21 protein-coding genes are annotated in these 16,771 nt (G+C 73.3%); 5 read left to right on the top strand and 16 right to left on the bottom strand.

Annotated elements, in window-relative coordinates; genetic code table 11:
* Positions 1–74: 74 nt before the first annotated feature.
* The 5 genes from AC3CHW_RS25330 to cutA form a co-directional block, all read right to left on the bottom strand.
* On the bottom strand, positions 75–1,355 hold the full coding sequence (locus AC3CHW_RS25330) for a deoxyguanosinetriphosphate triphosphohydrolase (protein ID WP_488468013.1): 1,281 nt from the start codon (positions 1,353–1,355) through the stop codon (positions 75–77).
* Positions 1,356–1,674: 319 nt separating this feature from the next.
* Positions 1,675–2,130: a MarR family winged helix-turn-helix transcriptional regulator gene (locus AC3CHW_RS25325; RefSeq protein WP_398607153.1), complete on the bottom strand. Its 456-nt coding sequence runs from the start codon at positions 2,128–2,130 to the stop codon at positions 1,675–1,677.
* 48 nt (positions 2,131–2,178) lie between these two features.
* Positions 2,179–3,234, bottom strand: a complete 1,056-nt coding sequence (locus tag AC3CHW_RS25320; protein ID WP_488468012.1) for an adenosine deaminase — start codon at positions 3,232–3,234, stop codon at positions 2,179–2,181.
* A 5-nt stretch (positions 3,235–3,239) separates the two neighbouring features.
* Positions 3,240–3,932, bottom strand: coding sequence for a gamma-glutamylcyclotransferase family protein (locus AC3CHW_RS25315; RefSeq protein WP_488468011.1), 693 nt, complete (start codon positions 3,930–3,932; stop codon positions 3,240–3,242).
* A 7-nt stretch (positions 3,933–3,939) separates the two neighbouring features.
* Complete coding sequence (cutA, locus tag AC3CHW_RS25310) at positions 3,940–4,326, bottom strand: divalent-cation tolerance protein CutA (protein ID WP_488468010.1); 387 nt, start codon at positions 4,324–4,326, stop codon at positions 3,940–3,942.
* 196 nt (positions 4,327–4,522) lie between these two features.
* Between cutA and AC3CHW_RS25305 the strand changes: the two genes are divergently transcribed.
* Together AC3CHW_RS25305 and AC3CHW_RS25300 are read left to right on the top strand one after the other, a co-directional pair.
* Complete coding sequence (locus AC3CHW_RS25305; protein WP_398607155.1) at positions 4,523–4,867, top strand: cupin domain-containing protein; 345 nt, start codon at positions 4,523–4,525, stop codon at positions 4,865–4,867.
* 79 nt (positions 4,868–4,946) lie between these two features.
* Positions 4,947–5,327 (top strand): DUF4259 domain-containing protein, encoded by a 381-nt coding sequence (locus AC3CHW_RS25300; RefSeq protein WP_488468009.1) that lies wholly within the window; start codon positions 4,947–4,949, stop codon positions 5,325–5,327.
* Between the two features lie 84 nt (positions 5,328–5,411).
* On the opposite strand, the gene AC3CHW_RS25295 is transcribed toward AC3CHW_RS25300, so the two are convergent.
* Entirely contained in the window at positions 5,412–5,843 is a 432-nt protein-coding gene (locus AC3CHW_RS25295; protein WP_488468008.1) for an ATP-binding protein, read from the bottom strand.
* Positions 5,844–6,160: 317 nt separating this feature from the next.
* Between AC3CHW_RS25295 and AC3CHW_RS25290 the strand changes: the two genes are divergently transcribed.
* Entirely contained in the window at positions 6,161–7,129 is a 969-nt protein-coding gene (locus AC3CHW_RS25290) for a helix-turn-helix domain-containing protein (RefSeq protein WP_381159541.1), read from the top strand.
* Positions 7,130–7,316: 187 nt separating this feature from the next.
* Here AC3CHW_RS25290 and AC3CHW_RS25285 read toward each other — a convergent pair whose 3' ends face one another.
* Positions 7,317–8,372: an AraC family transcriptional regulator gene (locus AC3CHW_RS25285; protein ID WP_488468007.1), complete on the bottom strand. Its 1,056-nt coding sequence runs from the start codon at positions 8,370–8,372 to the stop codon at positions 7,317–7,319.
* A 127-nt stretch (positions 8,373–8,499) separates the two neighbouring features.
* On the opposite strand from AC3CHW_RS25285, the gene AC3CHW_RS25280 reads away from it, so the two are divergent.
* Positions 8,500–9,363: an NAD(P)H-binding protein gene (locus AC3CHW_RS25280; protein WP_488468006.1), complete on the top strand. Its 864-nt coding sequence runs from the start codon at positions 8,500–8,502 to the stop codon at positions 9,361–9,363.
* A 131-nt stretch (positions 9,364–9,494) separates the two neighbouring features.
* Here the strand turns inward: AC3CHW_RS25280 and AC3CHW_RS25275 are convergent, their stop codons facing one another.
* The 9 genes from AC3CHW_RS25275 to AC3CHW_RS25235 form a co-directional block, all read right to left on the bottom strand.
* Positions 9,495–9,854: an ATP-binding protein gene (locus tag AC3CHW_RS25275; protein ID WP_459248495.1), complete on the bottom strand. Its 360-nt coding sequence runs from the start codon at positions 9,852–9,854 to the stop codon at positions 9,495–9,497.
* A gap of 342 nt (positions 9,855–10,196) precedes the next feature.
* Positions 10,197–10,604, bottom strand: a complete 408-nt coding sequence (locus tag AC3CHW_RS25270; RefSeq protein WP_488468005.1) for a hypothetical protein — start codon at positions 10,602–10,604, stop codon at positions 10,197–10,199.
* Positions 10,601–10,843 (bottom strand): DUF397 domain-containing protein, encoded by a 243-nt coding sequence (locus tag AC3CHW_RS25265; RefSeq protein ID WP_488468004.1) that lies wholly within the window; start codon positions 10,841–10,843, stop codon positions 10,601–10,603. Before AC3CHW_RS25265 ends, AC3CHW_RS25270 begins: the two co-directional genes overlap by 4 nt.
* A 107-nt stretch (positions 10,844–10,950) precedes the next feature.
* Entirely contained in the window at positions 10,951–11,556 is a 606-nt protein-coding gene (locus tag AC3CHW_RS25260; RefSeq protein ID WP_488468003.1) for a DUF5753 domain-containing protein, read from the bottom strand.
* Positions 11,557–11,575: 19 nt separating this feature from the next.
* Complete coding sequence (locus AC3CHW_RS25255; RefSeq protein ID WP_488468002.1) at positions 11,576–12,445, bottom strand: helix-turn-helix domain-containing protein; 870 nt, start codon at positions 12,443–12,445, stop codon at positions 11,576–11,578.
* Positions 12,446–12,452: 7 nt separating this feature from the next.
* Positions 12,453–12,977 carry a DUF6879 family protein gene (locus AC3CHW_RS25250; RefSeq protein ID WP_488468001.1) on the bottom strand — a complete coding sequence of 175 codons (525 nt, stop codon included), beginning with the start codon at positions 12,975–12,977 and terminating at the stop codon, positions 12,453–12,455.
* The gene (locus tag AC3CHW_RS25245; RefSeq protein WP_488471163.1) at positions 12,970–13,173 is read right to left on the bottom strand and encodes a hypothetical protein; all 204 of its coding nucleotides are present in this window, start codon (positions 13,171–13,173) and stop codon (positions 12,970–12,972) included. The genes AC3CHW_RS25250 and AC3CHW_RS25245 overlap by 8 nt, the downstream gene beginning before the upstream one ends.
* 167 nt (positions 13,174–13,340) lie before the next feature.
* The gene (locus AC3CHW_RS25240) at positions 13,341–14,120 is read right to left on the bottom strand and encodes a sulfite exporter TauE/SafE family protein (protein ID WP_176161504.1); all 780 of its coding nucleotides are present in this window, start codon (positions 14,118–14,120) and stop codon (positions 13,341–13,343) included.
* A gap of 92 nt (positions 14,121–14,212) precedes the next feature.
* Positions 14,213–15,292: a TauD/TfdA family dioxygenase gene (locus AC3CHW_RS25235; RefSeq protein ID WP_488468000.1), complete on the bottom strand. Its 1,080-nt coding sequence runs from the start codon at positions 15,290–15,292 to the stop codon at positions 14,213–14,215.
* 155 nt (positions 15,293–15,447) lie between these two features.
* Between AC3CHW_RS25235 and AC3CHW_RS25230 the strand changes: the two genes are divergently transcribed.
* The gene (locus AC3CHW_RS25230; RefSeq protein WP_488467999.1) at positions 15,448–16,710 is read left to right on the top strand and encodes a cytochrome P450 family protein; all 1,263 of its coding nucleotides are present in this window, start codon (positions 15,448–15,450) and stop codon (positions 16,708–16,710) included.
* The last annotated feature ends 61 nt before the right edge of the window (positions 16,711–16,771 follow it).

Raw genomic sequence — 16,771 nt, 5'->3', positions numbered from 1 at the left:
GGGCCAGCCGGCGGCCCGGCCGGCGCGGCACCGCCGCGCGAGGCGGTGCCGCGCCGGGCCGGGCGGCGGGCGGCTCAGCGGGGCGTGGCCAGGCGGGCGCGTAGCGAGCGGGCGGAGGCGTCGGTGAGCGAGGCGATCTGGTCCACGATGACGCGCAGCCTGGCGGCATCGTCGCCGTCGGCGGCGGCGGTCGCGAACAGCGCGCGGAACTGCGGGTCGAGCCCGTGCGGGGCGCGCGCGATCAGCGCCTCGGCCAGTTCGGCGATGACGACGCGCTGTTCGGCGCGCAGCCGCTCCTGGTCGGCGCGCTGCATCACGTACCGGTCGGCCACCGCCTTGAGGACGGCGCACTCCAGGCGTACGGGGCGGGGCACGACGAGCCTGGCCGCGTACCGGGTGAGCCGGCCCGTGCCGTACGCGGCGCGGGTGGCCTCCTCGGCGGCCTGGCAGAAGCGGCCGATGAGTTGGCTGGTGGCGTCCTTGAGGCGGGCCTGGGCGAGGGCGGAGCCGTCGTATCCGTGCGGCCACCACTCCTGGTCGAGCAGCCGGTCGAGGGCATCGGCCAGTTCCGCCGGGTCGGCCCCGGGGGCGTAGCGGCTGGCGGCGACGGCGAAGACCTCGCGCCGCTCGGGCTCGGCGAGCAGCATCGCCGGGTCCAGGTGCCCGGCGTGCAGGCCGTCCTCGACGTCGTGCACGGAGTACGCGACGTCATCGGCCCAGTCCATGACCTGGGCCTCGAAGCAGGTGCCGGCCGGTGGGGCGCCCTGTCGCAGCCAGTGGAAGACCGGCAGGTCGTCCTCGTAGACGCCGAACTTGGGCGAGGTGGGGTCGGTGGGGTGGCCGCCGCGTGGCCAGGGGTACTTGGTGGCGGCGTCCAGGGCGGCGCGGGTGAGGTTGAGGCCGACGCTGGTCGGCTCGCCCGTCTCGGGGTCGGTGCGGAAGCGCTTGGGCTCGATGCGGGTGAGCAGGCGCAGCGACTGGGCGTTGCCCTCGAAGCCGCCGCAGTCCGCGGCGACCTCGTCGAGCGCGCGTTCGCCGTTGTGTCCGAACGGGGGGTGGCCGAGGTCGTGTGCCAGGCAGGCGACCTCGACCAGGTCGGGGTCGCAGCCGAGCGCGGCGCCGAGTTCGCGGCCCACCTGGGCGCACTCCAGGGAGTGCGTGAGCCGGGTGCGGGGGCTCGCGTCCCACGCCTGGCCGCTCACGCCGGGCGTGACCACCTGGGTCTTGCCGGCGAGTCGGCGCAGCGCGGCGGAGTGCAGCAGTCGGGCCCGGTCGCGTTGGAAGGCGGTGCGGCCGGGGCGCTTGTCGGGCTCGGGCTCCCAGCGTTCCAGGTCGGCGCCCGAGTAGCCGGGCACGCCCGGCTCCGCCACCCCGCCGGCCCGGTCGGCGGCGGTCGGCGCGGGAGGCTGGGGTGGTGGACCGCCCGGGGTGGTCCGGCCCGCCGGGGCTATCCGTCCGGGCTGGCTGAATTGACCAGGTTGCCCAGAGTGCTCAGATCGCACAGATCGCACAGATCGCCCGGGTCGCCCGGTGGAAGGCGGTGGTGTGCCGTTCATACCCCGACGGTAGCCGCCGGGGGGCGGGCGGTCCTGACCGGGCGCGCCCCGCGCCGCCGGGCCCCGGGGTGCGGCGCCCCGGGGCGGGTGGCGGGCGCGGGCGCGTCGCGAGCGCCGGTCAGTGGTGCCACGCCTCACCCCCCGTGTTGTGGATCATCCGCTGGAGCACCTTCATGGTGGTCAGGAACTCCGCGTCGGTGATGCCCTCGTGCACGGTCTCCCTGCTGGCCCGCTGGATCTCGGCGGCCTGCGCGTACAGCGCCTCGCCCGCCTCGGTGAAGTGCAGCCGCCCGTCCTCGTCGGGTTCGAGCAGGCCGCGCTCCAGGGTCGCGTCGATCTCCGGTTCCAGGTCGGCGCCGACGTCCAGGTATCCCTTGAGCACGGCCGTGATCTCCTCGCGGGTGCGCCCGGCCGGGTGCTCGGCCACCTGGTGCAGCGTCCACCACTGCGGCTGGGTGAGCCCGACCCCCGACAGGCCCGCCCTGATGTACGTGACGACCGCCTGGCTCGCGGCCCAACTCCAGTAGCCGATCGGCTGCTTGACCAACTCTTCGTCGCTGTGTGAGAACTCCATGACGACGACGGTAGGAGTTGAACCATTGTTGAAGTCAACCGACGCGCCTCAGAACGCGTGCGCGTCCACCTCGGCCAGGTAGCCGGCCCGGGTCTCCTCGTCGAGGAAGGCGGCGAGGAAGGAGTTGCGCGCGAGCGTGCGCAGCGCCGCGGCGTCCAGGCCGAGCGCGTCCCGGACGGCGGTGTAGTTGTCGCCGACGTAGCCGCCGAAGTACGCCGGGTCGTCGGAGTTGACGCACACCCGCAGGCCGGCCGCGAGCATGGCGGGCAGCGGGTGGTCGGCCAGGTCCTCGTACACCCGCAGCCGCACGTTGGACAGCGGGCACACGGTCAGTGGCACCTGGTCCGCGACCAGCCGGGCCACCAGCGCCTCGTCCTCCAGGCAGCGCACGCCGTGGTCGATCCGGTCGACGCCGAGGATGTCGAGCGCCTCCCACACGTATCCGGGCGGGCCCTCCTCGCCCGCGTGCGCCACGCACTTCAGCCCGGCGGCGCGGGCCCGCTCGAAGACCTCGCGGAACTTCGACGGCGGGTTGCCCACCTCGGCCGAGTCGAGCCCGACCGCGGTGATCCTCCCCAACCAGGGGCGGGCCGCCTCGAAGGTGGCCAGGGCCGACTCGGCGCTCTCGTCGCGCAGGAAGCACATGATGAGGCGGGTGGTGATGCCGTACGTCTCGGGCGCCTGGTCCAGCGCGCGGGCGAGGCCGTCGATGACCGTGCCGATCGGCACCCCGCGCGCGACGTGGGCCTGCGGGTCGAAGAAGATCTCGGCGTGCCGCACCCCCTGCGCCCGGGCCCGCGCGAGGTAGGCGTGCGCCAGCTCGGCGAAGTCCTCCTCGGTGCGCAGGACGTCCATCAGGGCGTAGTAGAGGTTGAGGAAGGACTGGAGGTCGGTGAAGGAGTACGCGGCGCGCAGCTCGTCCTCGGAGGCGTACGGCAGCGCGACGCCGTTGCGCCGGGCCAGCGCGAAGGCCAGCTCCGGCTCCAACGTGCCCTCGATGTGGAGGTGAAGCTCCGCGGTGGGGAGGGCGGACGCGTGCGGGGCGCAGCCGCCAGCCTGGGCGGGCCGGGCGGGCCCGGCGGTGGGGTCGGACGGGTCGGGCATGGCACCTAATCTCGCTCTGAGCTGCGGAAAGAAGCTCCCAGCGTAACGTCGCGGCGGTGCCAGTCGCCGCCGGCTATGGCCGGGCCCGCGGCGCGCGCCCGGGCCGCGAGGGCGGGCCCGGCGAGGTAGACCCAGGCCCGCACCGACTGGCCGCCGGCGCGTCGCGCGTGCCGCACGACGCGCTCGTACAGGTTGTCGCGGTGGCCCGGCCGGTACTCCTCCAGGGCGTCCAGCGTGCGGAGCACGTCGGGGTAGGCCGCGTCGGTGGGCCAGACCAGGTCGCCGTGGACCCAGTCGCCGTGGTCTCGCTCGGCGTGGGGCCGGTTGCCGTGGGGCCGGCCGGCGTCGGCCCGGTCGGCGTGGGTCCGGTTGCCGTCGGTCCGGGCGCCGCGCTGTCGGCCCGCGGCGGTCCGGTCGGCCGGGGGCGCGGCGTCGGCGGCGGTCTCGCTCCGGGCCGTCCCGGCCTCGACGGCGTAGGGGCCGGTCTCGACGGCGTAGGGGTATCCCGGCCCCTCGTACAGCGCCAGGCCCGGCATCCGCGCCGGCTCCTGCGCGCGCGTGCGGCCCCGCAGCGCCCAGGCGTGGTGCCGGCCGCCGGGTCGCAGCGTGCCGTACACGAAGAACGGCAGCCGCTCCGGCGACGCGGCGGCGGGCGCGGGGAGCGGGGGCGCGGCCCGCGGGCGCGGCGGTCCGGTCATCGGGCGGCTACTCGGGGCGGGTCTCGTCGACCACCCAGGCCAGGTAGGTCGGGTCGCCGTGGGTGACCGGGGTCGCGATGATCTCCGGCGTCTCGTAGTCGTGCTCGGCCCGCAGGTACTCGGCCAGCGCCTCGAACCGCGCGGCCGTCGTCTTGAAGAGCACCTGCCACTCCCGCTCGGTGACCACCTCGCCCCGCCACCGGTAGACGGAGGTGACCGGCCCGCTGATCTGCGCGCAGGCCGCCACCCGGGCCGCCACCGAGCCGCGCGCCAGGGCGTCGGCCTTCTCGCCGGCGTCGGTGGTGGTCAGGACGGTGAGGACGGTGGCGGATTCGGGTGCGGCTGCGGGCGTGGCGACGGGCGTTGCCGCAGGATCGGAGGGGTGGTGGGCCACGGGTACGGCTCCTTCGGCTCGGGCTGACGGTCCGGCTACCCGCCGCCCCTCGGCCACACTCCCGAAGAGCGGCGGCCGGAAACATGGCATGCGGGCGTACACGCGGGGTACCACGGTAGCCGCGCGGGTCATTCGGGCTCGCGGTACGGTCAAATACCACCAAAGCGGTACGCGCAGCGCAGCGAAAGGACGGTCCATGGACGACCTCACCGCACTGGCCCGTGACCATCTCGACCGGGCACGGATGGAGTCGCACGGGCGCAGCGCGCACCTGTTCCTGCACGACGGACCGCTGCGGCAGAGCCTGATCGCGCTGGTCACCGGCACGGAGTTGGACGAGCACAACGCCCCGCCCGCGGCCAGCCTCCAGGTGTTGCACGGCCACGTGCGGCTGACGGGCAGCGAGAGCGGCGACCGTGACCTGATCGCCGGCCAGATGGAGGCCATCCCGCACGAACGGAACTCGCTGCTCGCCGTGGAGGACTCGGTGGTCCTGCTGACCGCGGTGACCGCGACCCCGGAGTGCGCGCTCGAACCCTGACCGAGCGCGGGACTGTCAGACCCCCGTGGTGAGCTGGAGTCGTACCGGGGCACGGACGGCTCGAACGGGGAGGGCCCTCATGGGCACGTGGGGCAGCGGGAACTTCGAGAACGACACGTCGGCCGACCACCTGTCGGAGGTCATCGACCGGCTCGTCGCCGAGGTGGCCGACGCGATGGCCGGCGACCCCGTGGAGCTGGAGCCGGACGAGTACCGGGGCAACACGGTGCCGTGCGACCTGGAGCTGCTGTACGTCCTCACGCGAGCCGGTTACGGGGCCCGGCGCCTGCCAGCTCCCGAAGTGATCGAGGGGTGGAAGGACCACTTCATAGCCGTCTGGGAGCGGACCATCGACGGGCTGGACCCGTCGGAGGGGTTCAAGGAGGAGCGGCGGGCGGTGCTCGTGCGCACCTTCGACCAGTTGGCCGGGGTCGCCGATGAGGCCGCGACGCGGGACTGAGCGCGGCGGTCGGGCCCTGCCACGGCGGCGCACGGGGCGCGGGCGTGGCGGCCGACCGCCGGGTGGGCGTGTGACGCGGGAGATCTAGCGCGGCAGGCGGACCGTGCTCGTCTTGCCGAGCGCGTCCTCGTCGGCCACCACGCGCAGTTCGCCGCCCGCCTCCTCGGCCAGGGCGGCGACGATCGCCAGGCCCCGGCCACCGCTGCCGTCGGCGTGGGCCTTAGAGCGCGGCGCGGGGATGGCGGGGTGCCGGTCGTGTACGGCGATGACCAGCACGTCGGGCGTGAGGGTGAGGGTGATGTCGGACAGCGGCGAGGTGATCGCGGCGTGCCGGACGCTGTTGGTGACCAGTTCGCTGAGGGCGAGCAGCGCGGCGTCGGCCAGCGTCTCCTCCGCCTCGGTCAGCCAGTCGGCCAGCAGCTTCCGCGCCTCGCGCCGCGCGAGGGGCACGGAGGCGGGGACGGTGGGCAGGGTGAAGCGCCGTCGCGCGAGGCTGGGCGCTGTCGTGGCGGTCATAACGCCGGGTTCACATCCTTCACGTCCCCCACGTCGTCCACATCGGCATCAGGTCCCTCACGCGTCCTTCCCGCGTACGGGCGGCGTCTGGCGGGCGTCCCGCGAGTGTCGGGTCGAACGTCATCGGGTGGTGCGAGTGGCTCCGCGTCATCGGTCCAGACCAGTGGCCAAATGGTTGGCCCAGACTTCGTTGGCCAGGATGAATCGGGCAGGTGGAATCTGGTGCACCGTAGCGTGGATACCCATCGGCCGGAATGCCGAAAGGTGGCCGATGGCCACAACTAGCCGCCCGCGCTCGGCCTTCCTATGCTGGGCCGATGCCGGATGCGCTGCTGGAACCCGTGGGTCTCGGCGCCACCGAGAGCGCCCTGTATCTGCATGTGCTGTCCACCCCTCGCTGCACCACGACCCAACTCGCCGACGCCGTCGGGGCGACCCCGGCCCAGGTCCGCCCCGCCCTGCGGCGACTGGTCGAGTCGGGCCTGATCGCCAGGATCGGGGGCCGGCCCGCCCGCTACACCGCCGCCCCACCCGGCGCGGCCTTCGACGCCCTCGCCGAGCGGCGGCAGCAGGAGCTGGATGAGTTGCGCGGGCACCTGCGGGAGCTGGCCGTGCGCTACCAGGGGGCGACCGCGAGCAGCCCCGGGGACCTGATCGAGCTGGTCGAGGGCCCGCTCGCGATGCGGGACCGGGTCGAGCAGCTCCAGCTCGGCGCGGAGCGGGAGATGCTGGTGGTCGACTGCCCGCCGTACTTCAGCGCGACGGCCAACGAGAACCCCATCGAGGACCAGTTGCTGCGGCGCGGCGTCGAGTGTCGGGTCATCTACGACGCGGCGGCGCTGGAGATGCCGGGCCGGATGGAGTTCGTCTGGTCCTGCGTCGCCAAGGGCGAGCAGGCACGGAGCCTGCCGGCGGCCCGGCTCAAGATGCTGATCGCGGACCGCGCCAGCGCCGTGATCCCGCTGGTCCTGGAGGCGAGCGAGTCCTCGGCCGCGATCGTGGTGCGCCCGTCGCCGCTGCTGACGGCCATCGTCACGTGCTTCGACCTGATGTGGGAGCGGGCCGCGCCGATCGGCGTCAGCGCCCCGCCCGACAGCCCGCTGGACGAGCGGGACCGCGAGCTGCTCAGCATGCTGGCCAGCGGCATGAAGGACGCCTCGATCATGCGCACGCTCGGCATCACGCAGCGCACCATGACCCGCCGCGTCGCCCAGCTCATGGCCCTGATGGGCGCCCAGACCCGCTTCCAGGCGGGTCTCCAGGCGGCCCGGCGCGGCTGGCTGTAGCCACCCACGTACGCCCGCGCGAAGCCGCCAGCCGGCCGAGCGGCACGGAGAGGCGCGCGCGGGCGCGGGCGCGCGCGAGCACGGGGCGGGCGCGCGCGGGCACGGGGCGGGCGCGGGCCCAGGTGGCGCGCGCGAGCCCAGGTGGCGGGGCCGGGGCCGGTGCCGGTGCCGGTGCGGGCGACGCGGGTCAGACGGGCGAGGTCGGCGACGTCGGGGCTGGTGATCTCTGGGCCGGGGATCTCTGGGCCGGGGACGCGACCCCGGGCAGGGCCGCCGGGGTGGTACGCGGTGGCGGCGCGGGCTGGGCGCGCTGGGCGCGGGCCCGGTGGGCGCTCGGGCTCACGCCGCGTACCCGCTTGAACGCCACGCTCAGCGCGAAGGCGTTGGCGTACCCGACCCGGCGTGCCGCGCGCTCCACCGTCATGTCCGGCTCGCGCAGCAGGTCCGCGGCGAGCGCCATGCGCCAGCCGGTCAGGTACGTCATCGGCGGCTCGCCGACGAGCCCGGTGAAGCGACGGGCGAGGGCGGCGCGCGAGACGCCGGTCTTGGCGGCGAGTTCGACGACGGTCCACGGGTGCGCCGGGTTGTCGTGCAGCAGGTGCAGCGCCCGCCCCACCACCGGATCGCCGTGCGCCCGGTACCAGGCGGGCGCCTCGGCCTCCGGGCGGGCGAACCAAGCCCGCAGCGTGGAGATGAGCAACAGGTCGAGCATCCGGTCCAGGACGACCTGTTGGCCCGGTTCGTCGCGCGCGACCTCCTCCGCGACGAACGGCATCAGCGGACAGTCCCAGCACTCCTCGGTGAGGACGAGCAGCGGGGGCAGCGCGGCGAGCAGCCGCTCGCCCACGTCGCTGGGGAGTTGGTACGCGCCGCTGAGCAACAACCCCTCCCCCGTCCGGCTGTTGCCGTACGTCCGCAGCCCCAGCGTCAGCGCCTGGCTGACGTCCTCGCCGGTCGGTGTGGTGCAGTGGTCGTCGTTGTGGATCAACACCTGGGGCGGGACGCCGGGGCGGTCGGAGACCGTGTACGGCTGCGGGCCGCGCACGATCGCGATGTCGCCGGCCCGCAGCGCCACCGGGGCCGCGCCGCCGGGCGTGATCCAGGCGTCGCCGCGCACCATGGTGACCAGCGCGAGGGGTGCGCCGTGCAGAAACCGCAACGACCAGGGCGGGGCCAGGATGGACTGGTGGAAGAGAGCCCCGCGGGCCCGTGCCTCGTTCAGGAGATCAGCGAGCGCGTCCATGGCGTCAGCGTAAACGCACGTCTGTGCGCGGTGCGGACGGATTTCCGCGCGCGGGGTGGACGAACGGACATGCCGGCGAGCCTCTCGACCATGGTTGCCCGTCCCGCGCGCCGGTTGACTGGGCGGCATGACGGACAACGGTCTGCTGCGGGACAGCGACTTTCTGGTGTTGGGCGGTACCGGCAAGACCGGTCGCCGCGTGGTGGAGCGGCTGCGGGAGCGTGGCCTGACCGTACGGGTGGCGTCACGGTCCGCCGAGGGCGGGCGGCAGCGCTTCGTCTGGGAGGAGGAGGAGACCTGGGACCCGGCCCTCGCGGGGGTGGGCGCGGTGTACCTCGTGCCGCCCGGCGAGCTGACGAGCCCGGAGTCGGCCAGCGCGGTACGGGCGTTCGCGGAGCGCGCCGTGGCCGCCGGGGTGCGGCGCGTCGTGCTGCTGTCGGCGCGCGAGGAGGAGGCGGTGATCGACGGCGAGCGGGCGGTCCGGGAGTCCGGGGTGGCCGAGTGGACGGTGCTGCGGCCGAGTTGGTTCGCGCAGAACTTCAGCGAGGACTTCTTCCTGCCGGCGGTCCTGGCCGGTGAGGTGCGGTTGTCGACCGGGGACGGCCAGGAGCCGTTCATCGACGTGGAGGACATCGCCGACGTGGCGGTGGCGGTGCTGACCGAGGACGGGCACGCGGGGCAGACGTACGAGTTGTCGGGGCCACGGCTGCTGACGTTCGGGGAGGTCGTCGCGGAGATCGCCAAGGCCACCGGCCGGGAGATCCACTACACCGCGCTCGACGAGGAGCGGTTCACCGCCGAGTCGGTGCGGGCGGGGGTGGAACCGCACTTCGTCGAGGTGCTGCGCCGGCTGTTCGCGGTGATCCGGAACGGCAAGAACGCCCATCTCTCGGACGGCGTCCAGCGCGTGCTCGGCCGCGAGCCGCGCGACATCGCCGGCTACATCGAGGCGACGGCCGCCTCCGGCGCGTGGGCCCAGCCCACGGCGTGACCCGACCCCCGCGCGCCCGCCCGGCGCGGTGCTGAGCGGCGCCGGGGACAGGGCGGGGCCGGGCGGCCGGACGGGGCGCGGCGGGGAAAGGGGCGGGCCCCCGCCGCGCGGCGGGGGCCCGTTGCCGTGGTCTAGCCGCGGGGTCGCGCGCCCCGCGCCACGTCGAACTCCGCCCACACGTCCTTGCCGATCGTGCGCTCCCGCACGCCCCACCGGGCCACGAGCGCGTCCACGATGAGCAGTCCCCGCCCGAACTTGTCGTCGGGCCCGGGCTGTCTGGTCCGCGGCAACCGCTCGCCCTTCGGGTCGCTGACGGCGATCCGTAGCACCGCCTCGGTGAGCGTGAGCTGCACGCGGAACAGCCGGCCACGCAACGCGCCGTGCAGCACGGCGTTGCTCGCCAGCTCCGAGACGACCAACGCCACGTCGTCGGCGAGGTCCGGCAGCCCCCACTCCGCGACGAGCCGCGCGGCGCGCTGACGGGCCCGCAATACGCTTTTCGGATACGGCGTGTAATCAAATCGGTCGTACGCTACGGCGGCTTGATCCGTATCGCCAGCTAGACCGGACGGGCCTTGGGGCGCCAAGGTCACCACACACCTCCAGGAAGAACGGTCTTGCGCACGTCAACTCGGCCGATCGGAGTCCCGACCCGGCCGGTCGCCGCGCGAGCGATCAACTACGGAAAGTAGTGCCACGCGGCTGATCCTTTTACTCGCGCGCGGACCGATTACCTCCGTTTCAGCCGCTTGTGGCGGAGCATGCCGCTCCGTGACCGCCCCGCACACGTGCGGGGCGGCCCCCGGGCGAGGCCGCCGGCCCACGTCGCTGGGCTAACGAAGCGGGCAGCGGGCGCTGGGATCGGCCCGGTTGGGGCAGGCGACGACCGCGAGTGACAGGAACCGCGTCCCGGTCAGATAGGCGCCCCAGCCGATGTCGCCACCCCAGCCCAGCGTCTGGACGGCCAGCGCGACCTGAGCGTCAAGGGGCGGGCGTAGCCGCTCGACGGCCACGCTCTCCCCCACCCGCTCGGCCAGCCACGCCGCCGCCTCCCCCGGTCCCTCGTACGTGGCCCGCACGAGCCGCCCCGGCTTGCGCAGCCAGTGCGCCACCTGGAGCGGCGGCAACTCCGAGGCCGCGAACCCGGGGCTCTCGGGCCGCCGGTCACGCTCCCGGTCGAAGTCGGGCTTGGGCCCGGTCCAGGAGTACGCGTGGAAGTGCGGCGGCCGGCCACCGCTCACGCGGAGGGGCGAAACCGCGCCGGATCGATCCCCGCGCGCCGCAACTCCGCCCCGGTGAACCGCAACGGCTCGGCGCCGGGCCGCTTGCTGTCGCCGAGCGCGTACGCCCCGGCTACGCCCGGGATCGGCGCGAGCGTCACGCAGGTCTCCGGGGCGTCCGGCGGGTTGCCCCCGCACGCGAGGGGCGGGCTGAACCGCGCGCCGTCGAGGTCGAGTTCGTAGAGGTCGACTGAGGCCATCGGCTTCGTCCTTCCTGTTCGGCGACGCTCGACAGCGCCGCGCTGAGCAGGAAGCTACGAAGCGGGGTCAGCGGCCCTCCACGGATGTGCGCGAACTTGCGCGCGCTTCACCCGAGCGCGGCGCGGGCGTCCTCGATCAGCGCACGGGCCTGCTCGCCGTAGACCGCCATCCCGGCGAGTTCGGCGTGGGTGCGGGCGTAGATGTCGATCTCGGCCGGGGTGGTGACGATGACTTCGGCCTCGGGCAGTTCCGTCCTGGCCTGTGCGTCATCGAAGAGGAAGAAGCCCGTCGTGGGCCACATCGCGCGTGGGACGCCCATGGGAATGATGCCGAGCTTCACCCGGGGCAACTCCGCCACCGCCGCGAGATGGTCGAACTGTTCGCGCATGACGTCCGCGCCTCCGATGTTGGCGCGCAGCACCCATTCCTCGATCACCATCGAGACCTCGTGGTCCCCCTCGCGCAACACACGCTGCCGACCCAACCGCCCCGCCACCGCCGCTTCGGTGTCATCGGGCAGTCCGTAGAACGCGACGATCCGGCTCATCAGCGCGGTGGCGTACGCCTCCGTCTGCGCGAGCCCGGGCACGACGCCGGGCTCGTAGATCCGAAAGCGGCGCGTCCGCTCGTAGAGCGGCCATTCCGCATGTTGCAGTGCGCCAAGACCCGTCTGGGTCACGGTGCTCCACGGGACGTACTGTTCCTCGTTCACGAATCTCCGTTCAGATGGGCTATTCCAGGGCGTCGATGGCTGCGGTGATGCGGGATCGAGCCGCCTTCCCGTAGACGGCAAATCCACTAAGTGCCCGAAATGTTCGCGCGTAGACCGCGATCTCGTAGGGTTGCGTAATGGTGAGGAAGGCCGACGTCAGCTCCACATTGACTTGCTCATTGTCGAAGATCCAGAAGTCTTCGACAGGCCGCATGGCCGTCCGGTCAACGGCGAAGGGAATGATCCCGAGGCTGACCCGGGGCAACGACCCTACTTCGATGAGGTGGCCCAGTTGAGCCGCCATCGTGTCGCAGCCCCCGATCACCGTCCTCAACACAGATTCCTCCAACACGATGGCAAAACGGTGTTGACCTCCATGCAGAACCCGCTGGCGCTGCATGCGGGCGCTAACGGCTTCCTCAACGTCGTCGGCCAGCCCCCTGCGCTGGGCGAGGGCGTGCAGAACTGCCCGGGTGTATGCGGCAGTCTGGAGAATTCCGGGCAGCAGCCATGAGCTGTACACACGGAAGGTCTGCGTTCGGTCGTACAGCGGTGACACCGACTCCTGTACGCGCCGCAAGCCACCTTTTTCGAGGCGCCGCCATTCGACGTACATCCCTTCCACACCACGGGCGGTGGCGATCAGGTCGGCGATCTGCCCGTCCGCACCGCAGTGGAGCGCCCAGAGGCGAATGTCAGCGTCCGAGGGTAGCGTCCGCCCGTTCTCGATCCGTGAGCACTTCGACTCATGCCACCCAGCGGCCTTGGCCAGCGCCCTCGCGGTCAGCCCGGATTCTCTCCGCACCTCACGCAGTCGCTGGCCAAGGGCTTGTCTTGCCTGCTGAACACTGGATGAGGGCGAGGACACGGTTCCAGTGTCGTGGATCATGCCGGGTCTAGATCGGCCGGTACTCCTCGTGTGGGATCGCCCGCTCCCAGACAGCTTCGAAAGCTGAGGTGCACAGCTTCACCACCGCCGGGTCCGTGATCAACTCCTTGTCATCCTGGGGAGTCAGCTCGCCGTCGCCACTGAAGTGGTTGACCAGAACGACGTTCCCATCGAGCAGCCAGAAGTCGTTGCCCGGCAAGGCCAGATCCGTGGCCCTGCGCCGAGGGAGCCATCGCACCTGCTCACCGGCAGCCACATTCCCCACGGTCACGTCGTACTCGAAACGGATGTAGTCGGTGACGGGCTCGGAGATGATCCGTGCCCTCCGCACGTCCACTCCGCGGCCGGTCACTTCCTGCATGAGGCCGAGCCACGCACTGCGCTTCGGGTCGAGGGACTCTTCCGTGACCTTGCCCGCCTGCCAGGCGATGAACATCGGATCGCTGCGCATGTACCCGTCGCGCATCTCCAGATGCAGCGCCGTCTGCTCACAGCCGGTGAGCAGTTCCCGAAAGGTGGGAACGTCAGCCACCGTTCGCCTCCGGGAAGAACTGCATCATGTACTTGGGGATGCGGACGAGCGTCTCGTGTGCCGGCACCTCACCGACGGTGGCCAGCGAGCGGTCGTCCGTCACTCGCAAGCCCTGGATGACGTAGCTGTCCTCGTCGTCCCACACAGTGGCCGACTCCCCATTGGGTGAGTTCGGGTCCTTCCCCAGAAACTTCATCGTCACGCAAGCCTCCCGCTCGATCGGTGATTACCGAGACCACACTTGCCGACAACCCAGCGTCACGGCCACCGACTTGCGGGAACTTGCACGCCAAGATCGCGAAGAATCGTCCCCGCTGGCCGAAGCCCGCGATCCCGCGATCCCGTGAGCCCGTGAGCCGGGACTCAGGCCACCCACTGGTCGTAACCCAGCTTGCAGACCAGGGTGACGACGACCACGACCAGCACCACACGCACGAAGCCGCTGCCCCGTTTCAGGGCCATGCGGGCGCCCAGCATGCCGCCGGCCAGGTTGAACAGGGCCATGGGGGCGGCGATGGACCACAGGACGGCGCCCTGGGCGGTGAACATGGCCAACGCGCCGAGGTTGGTGCAGGTGTTGACGACCTTCGTGGTGGCCGACGCCGTGACCAGGTCCATGTGCAGGATCGCGGCGAAGGCGATGACCAGGAACGTGCCGGTGCCGGGGCCGATCAGGCCGTCGTAGAAGCCGATGCCGAGGCCCGCGACGAGGATGGCGGCCAGTACGCGGTTGCGGGTGACCGGGCCCGTGCCGGGGCTCGCGCCGAACGTGGGGCGCAGCAGGACGAAGGCCAGCACCGCCAGCAGCACCACCATGATCAGCGGGCGCAGGACGGCGCTGTTGATGCCGGCGGCGAAGAACGCGCCGCCGAAGGAGCCGGCGACGGCGGCGACGCCGATGCGGATGGCGGTGGGCACGTCCACCGGGGCCTTGCGCGTGTAGGTGATCGCGGCGGCCGACGTGCCGACGACCGCGACCGCCTTGTTCGTGCCGAGGACGTGCGCCGCCGGCACGTGGGGCAGGCCGACCAGCAGGGCGGGGAGTTGGAGCAGCCCGCCGCCGCCGACCACCGCGTCGATCCAGCCCGCCATGGCCGCCGCCAGGCACAGCAGGGCCAGCGTCAGCAGGGATATGTCGTGCATCGTCGCCTCTCAGGCCGTCGCATCGGGCCGCGGCCGTCCCTTTCCCGGCCGCGGGCCGCCGGCCCGTGCGGCGTTGCCCCGGTGGCGCCGGGTCAGGCCGCCTCGGTGCTCCGCGCGTAGCAGCGGCGCAGCCAGCGTGCGCGGTCCGCGGCGGCGGGCTCGAACGGGAGCCGCCGGTGCATCACCCTACGGTTGTCGAAGATCTGGAAGCCGCCCGCCTCCACCATGACCGGCTCGCCCTCGCAGGCGGCGATCCGGGCCTCGAACCGCGCCAGCGCCGCGCGCGCCGCCGGCGTACGCCCGGTGACCCGCCCCGGCCCGTACCGCAGGCCGACCGCTCCGCCCGGCAGCGTCCACAGCAGGGGCACGCCGGTGCGCAGCGGTGGCCTGCCGGCGGTGTCGGCGTGGGTGGGGGCGTACGACTCGGGGGCGGTGACGTCGAAGTCCGGTTGGCGCAGCGCGTCGGCGGTGGCGGCGGGCAGGCCGGCGAGGACCTCGTCGACGGACAGCAGCCAGGTCGGGACGCGCTCGGTGTTGCGCATGCCGTAGAAGGACAGGAAGTGCGGAATGGATTCCGCTGCCGCGCCGTCCGCGCGGTGGTCGAGCACGGAGTCGTCGGTGTGCCAGTCCAGGCCGGTGGCGTAGCCCCAGGAGGTCTGGCTCCGGGCGGCGCCGGGGCTCGGGGCGACGTTGCGGACGAGGCGGCCGTGGTTCTCCCAGCGGTAGGCGACCGGCTCCAGGCCGAGCAGGTGCAGCAGCCCGAAGTGGACGAGGTTGGGGACGGTCAGCAGCGACTCGTCGCAGAAGCCGGTGCGCGGGGTCGGCACCTCGGTCTCGGGCCGCGGCAACCCCGTCAGTTCCAGCCACGGCGTGGGGGCGGCGCGCCAGCGCGCGAGGCGCTCCAACGTGGCGGCGGGCAGGCACTCGCGGAGCAGTCGGGCGCCGTGCTCCAGGTAGTGTCGCGGGTCCTCGTCGGGCAGCGGCGCGGCGGCGCGCGGCAGCGACGGGGCCGGGGTGGACGGGGCCGGTGTGGGCGGGGGCGGGGTGGGCGCGGTGGCGTGGGGGCCGGCCGGCGGGTGGGGGTGTGCCGGTTCCGGCGCGCCTGCCGGCGGGTGGGGGGTCGCGGCGGGCCGTCGCTTACGGAGGGGCCCGGGCGCCGGTGTGGCGGTCATGATCACGAGCCTAGGAAACCGAACCCCGGCCCGTCCGCGAACTGGCTGATTGTTGAGGTAGTTCTGAGCTTCGGCGCCTTCCCGCCCCCGGGGGAATCCGCGGTTCCGTGGCTACCCTGACCCGCAACGGTCCGCCCTCCACGGGGAGATGGTCGATGAGCGACCCCCAGCGCTGCCCTGTCAGCCTCCCACACCGACTCGACCCGCACGGGGTCGACCAGCACGCCGTCAACGCCGCCCTGCGCGAGCGCGGCGCGGCGGTTCCGCTCGTACTGCCGGGCGAGGTGTGCGCGTACGCCGTCGTGCGCCACGCCGAGCTGGCGGAGTTCCTCCAGGACCCCGCCGTCGCCAAGGACTCCCGCCACTTCGCCGCGCTGCACGCCGGCGACCTGCCCGCGGGCTGGCCGCTGACCGCGTTCGCCACCGTCCGGGGCATGACCACCGCGGACGGCGACGAGCACCGCCGGCTGCGCACCCTGGTCAGCAGGGCGTTCACGCCGCGCCGGGTGGAGGCGCTGCGCCCGCGCGTGCGGGAGCGCACCCGGGCGCTGCTCGACCAGGTGGCCGACGCGGCGGCCCGGGCCCCGGACGGCGTGGTGGACCTGCGCGAGCGCTTCGCCCTGCCGCTGCCGCTCGGCGTGATCTGCGAACTGCTCGGCGTGGCCCCGGCGTACGAGCGGCGGCTGCACGAGCTGTCGCACGACATCGTCTCCACCGCCACCGCCCCGCGGCGGGCGCGCGCCGCCACCGAGGAGATGTACGCGGTCCTGTCCCAGGTGGCCGCCGACCGGCGGGCCGACCCCGGGGACGACCTGACCAGCGCGCTGATCGCGGCCCGGGAGGAGGACGGGGACCGACTCAGCGAGGAGGAGTTGACCGCCACGCTGCTGCTGGTCGTCATCGCCGGGCACGAGACCAACCTGCACCTGATCACCAACGCGGTGCGGGCGCTGTGCGCCCACCGCGACCAGTTGGCCCGCGTGCTCGCCGGCGAGGTCGGCTGGGACGCGGTGGTCGAGGAGACGCTGCGGTACGACAGCCCGGTCAGCTACTTCCCGTTCCGCTACCCGACCACCGACCTGACCGTCGGCGACACGGTCATCCCGCGCGGCGCCCCGGTGCTCGCCTCGTACACGGCGGCGGGGCGCGATCCGCTGGCGTACGGGCCGAGCGCCGACCGGTTCGACGTCACGCGCGAGACCGAGGTGCGGAACCTGGCGTTCAGCCACGGACCGCACTACTGCCTGGGCGCCCCGCTGGCCCGGATGGAGGCCACCCTCGCGCTGGGCATGCTCTACGAGCGGTTCCCGGACCTCGCCCTGGCGGTGCCCGAGGCCGAGTTGCCGCCGCACCCGAGCTTCATCGGCAACAGCACGCACACCCTCCCGGTCCGGCTCACGGGCGGCGGGGCGGGCTGACGGCCGGTTCCCGGCCGCCACGGGGTCGCCCGCACGTCAAGCTCGGGGCAACACGTCAGCT

The organism is Streptomyces sp. MGP-BFMKR1, from assembly GCF_057766585.1.
The sequence above is the reverse complement of the archived record's forward strand: the minus strand, read 5'-3'. Positions and strand labels throughout refer to the sequence as shown.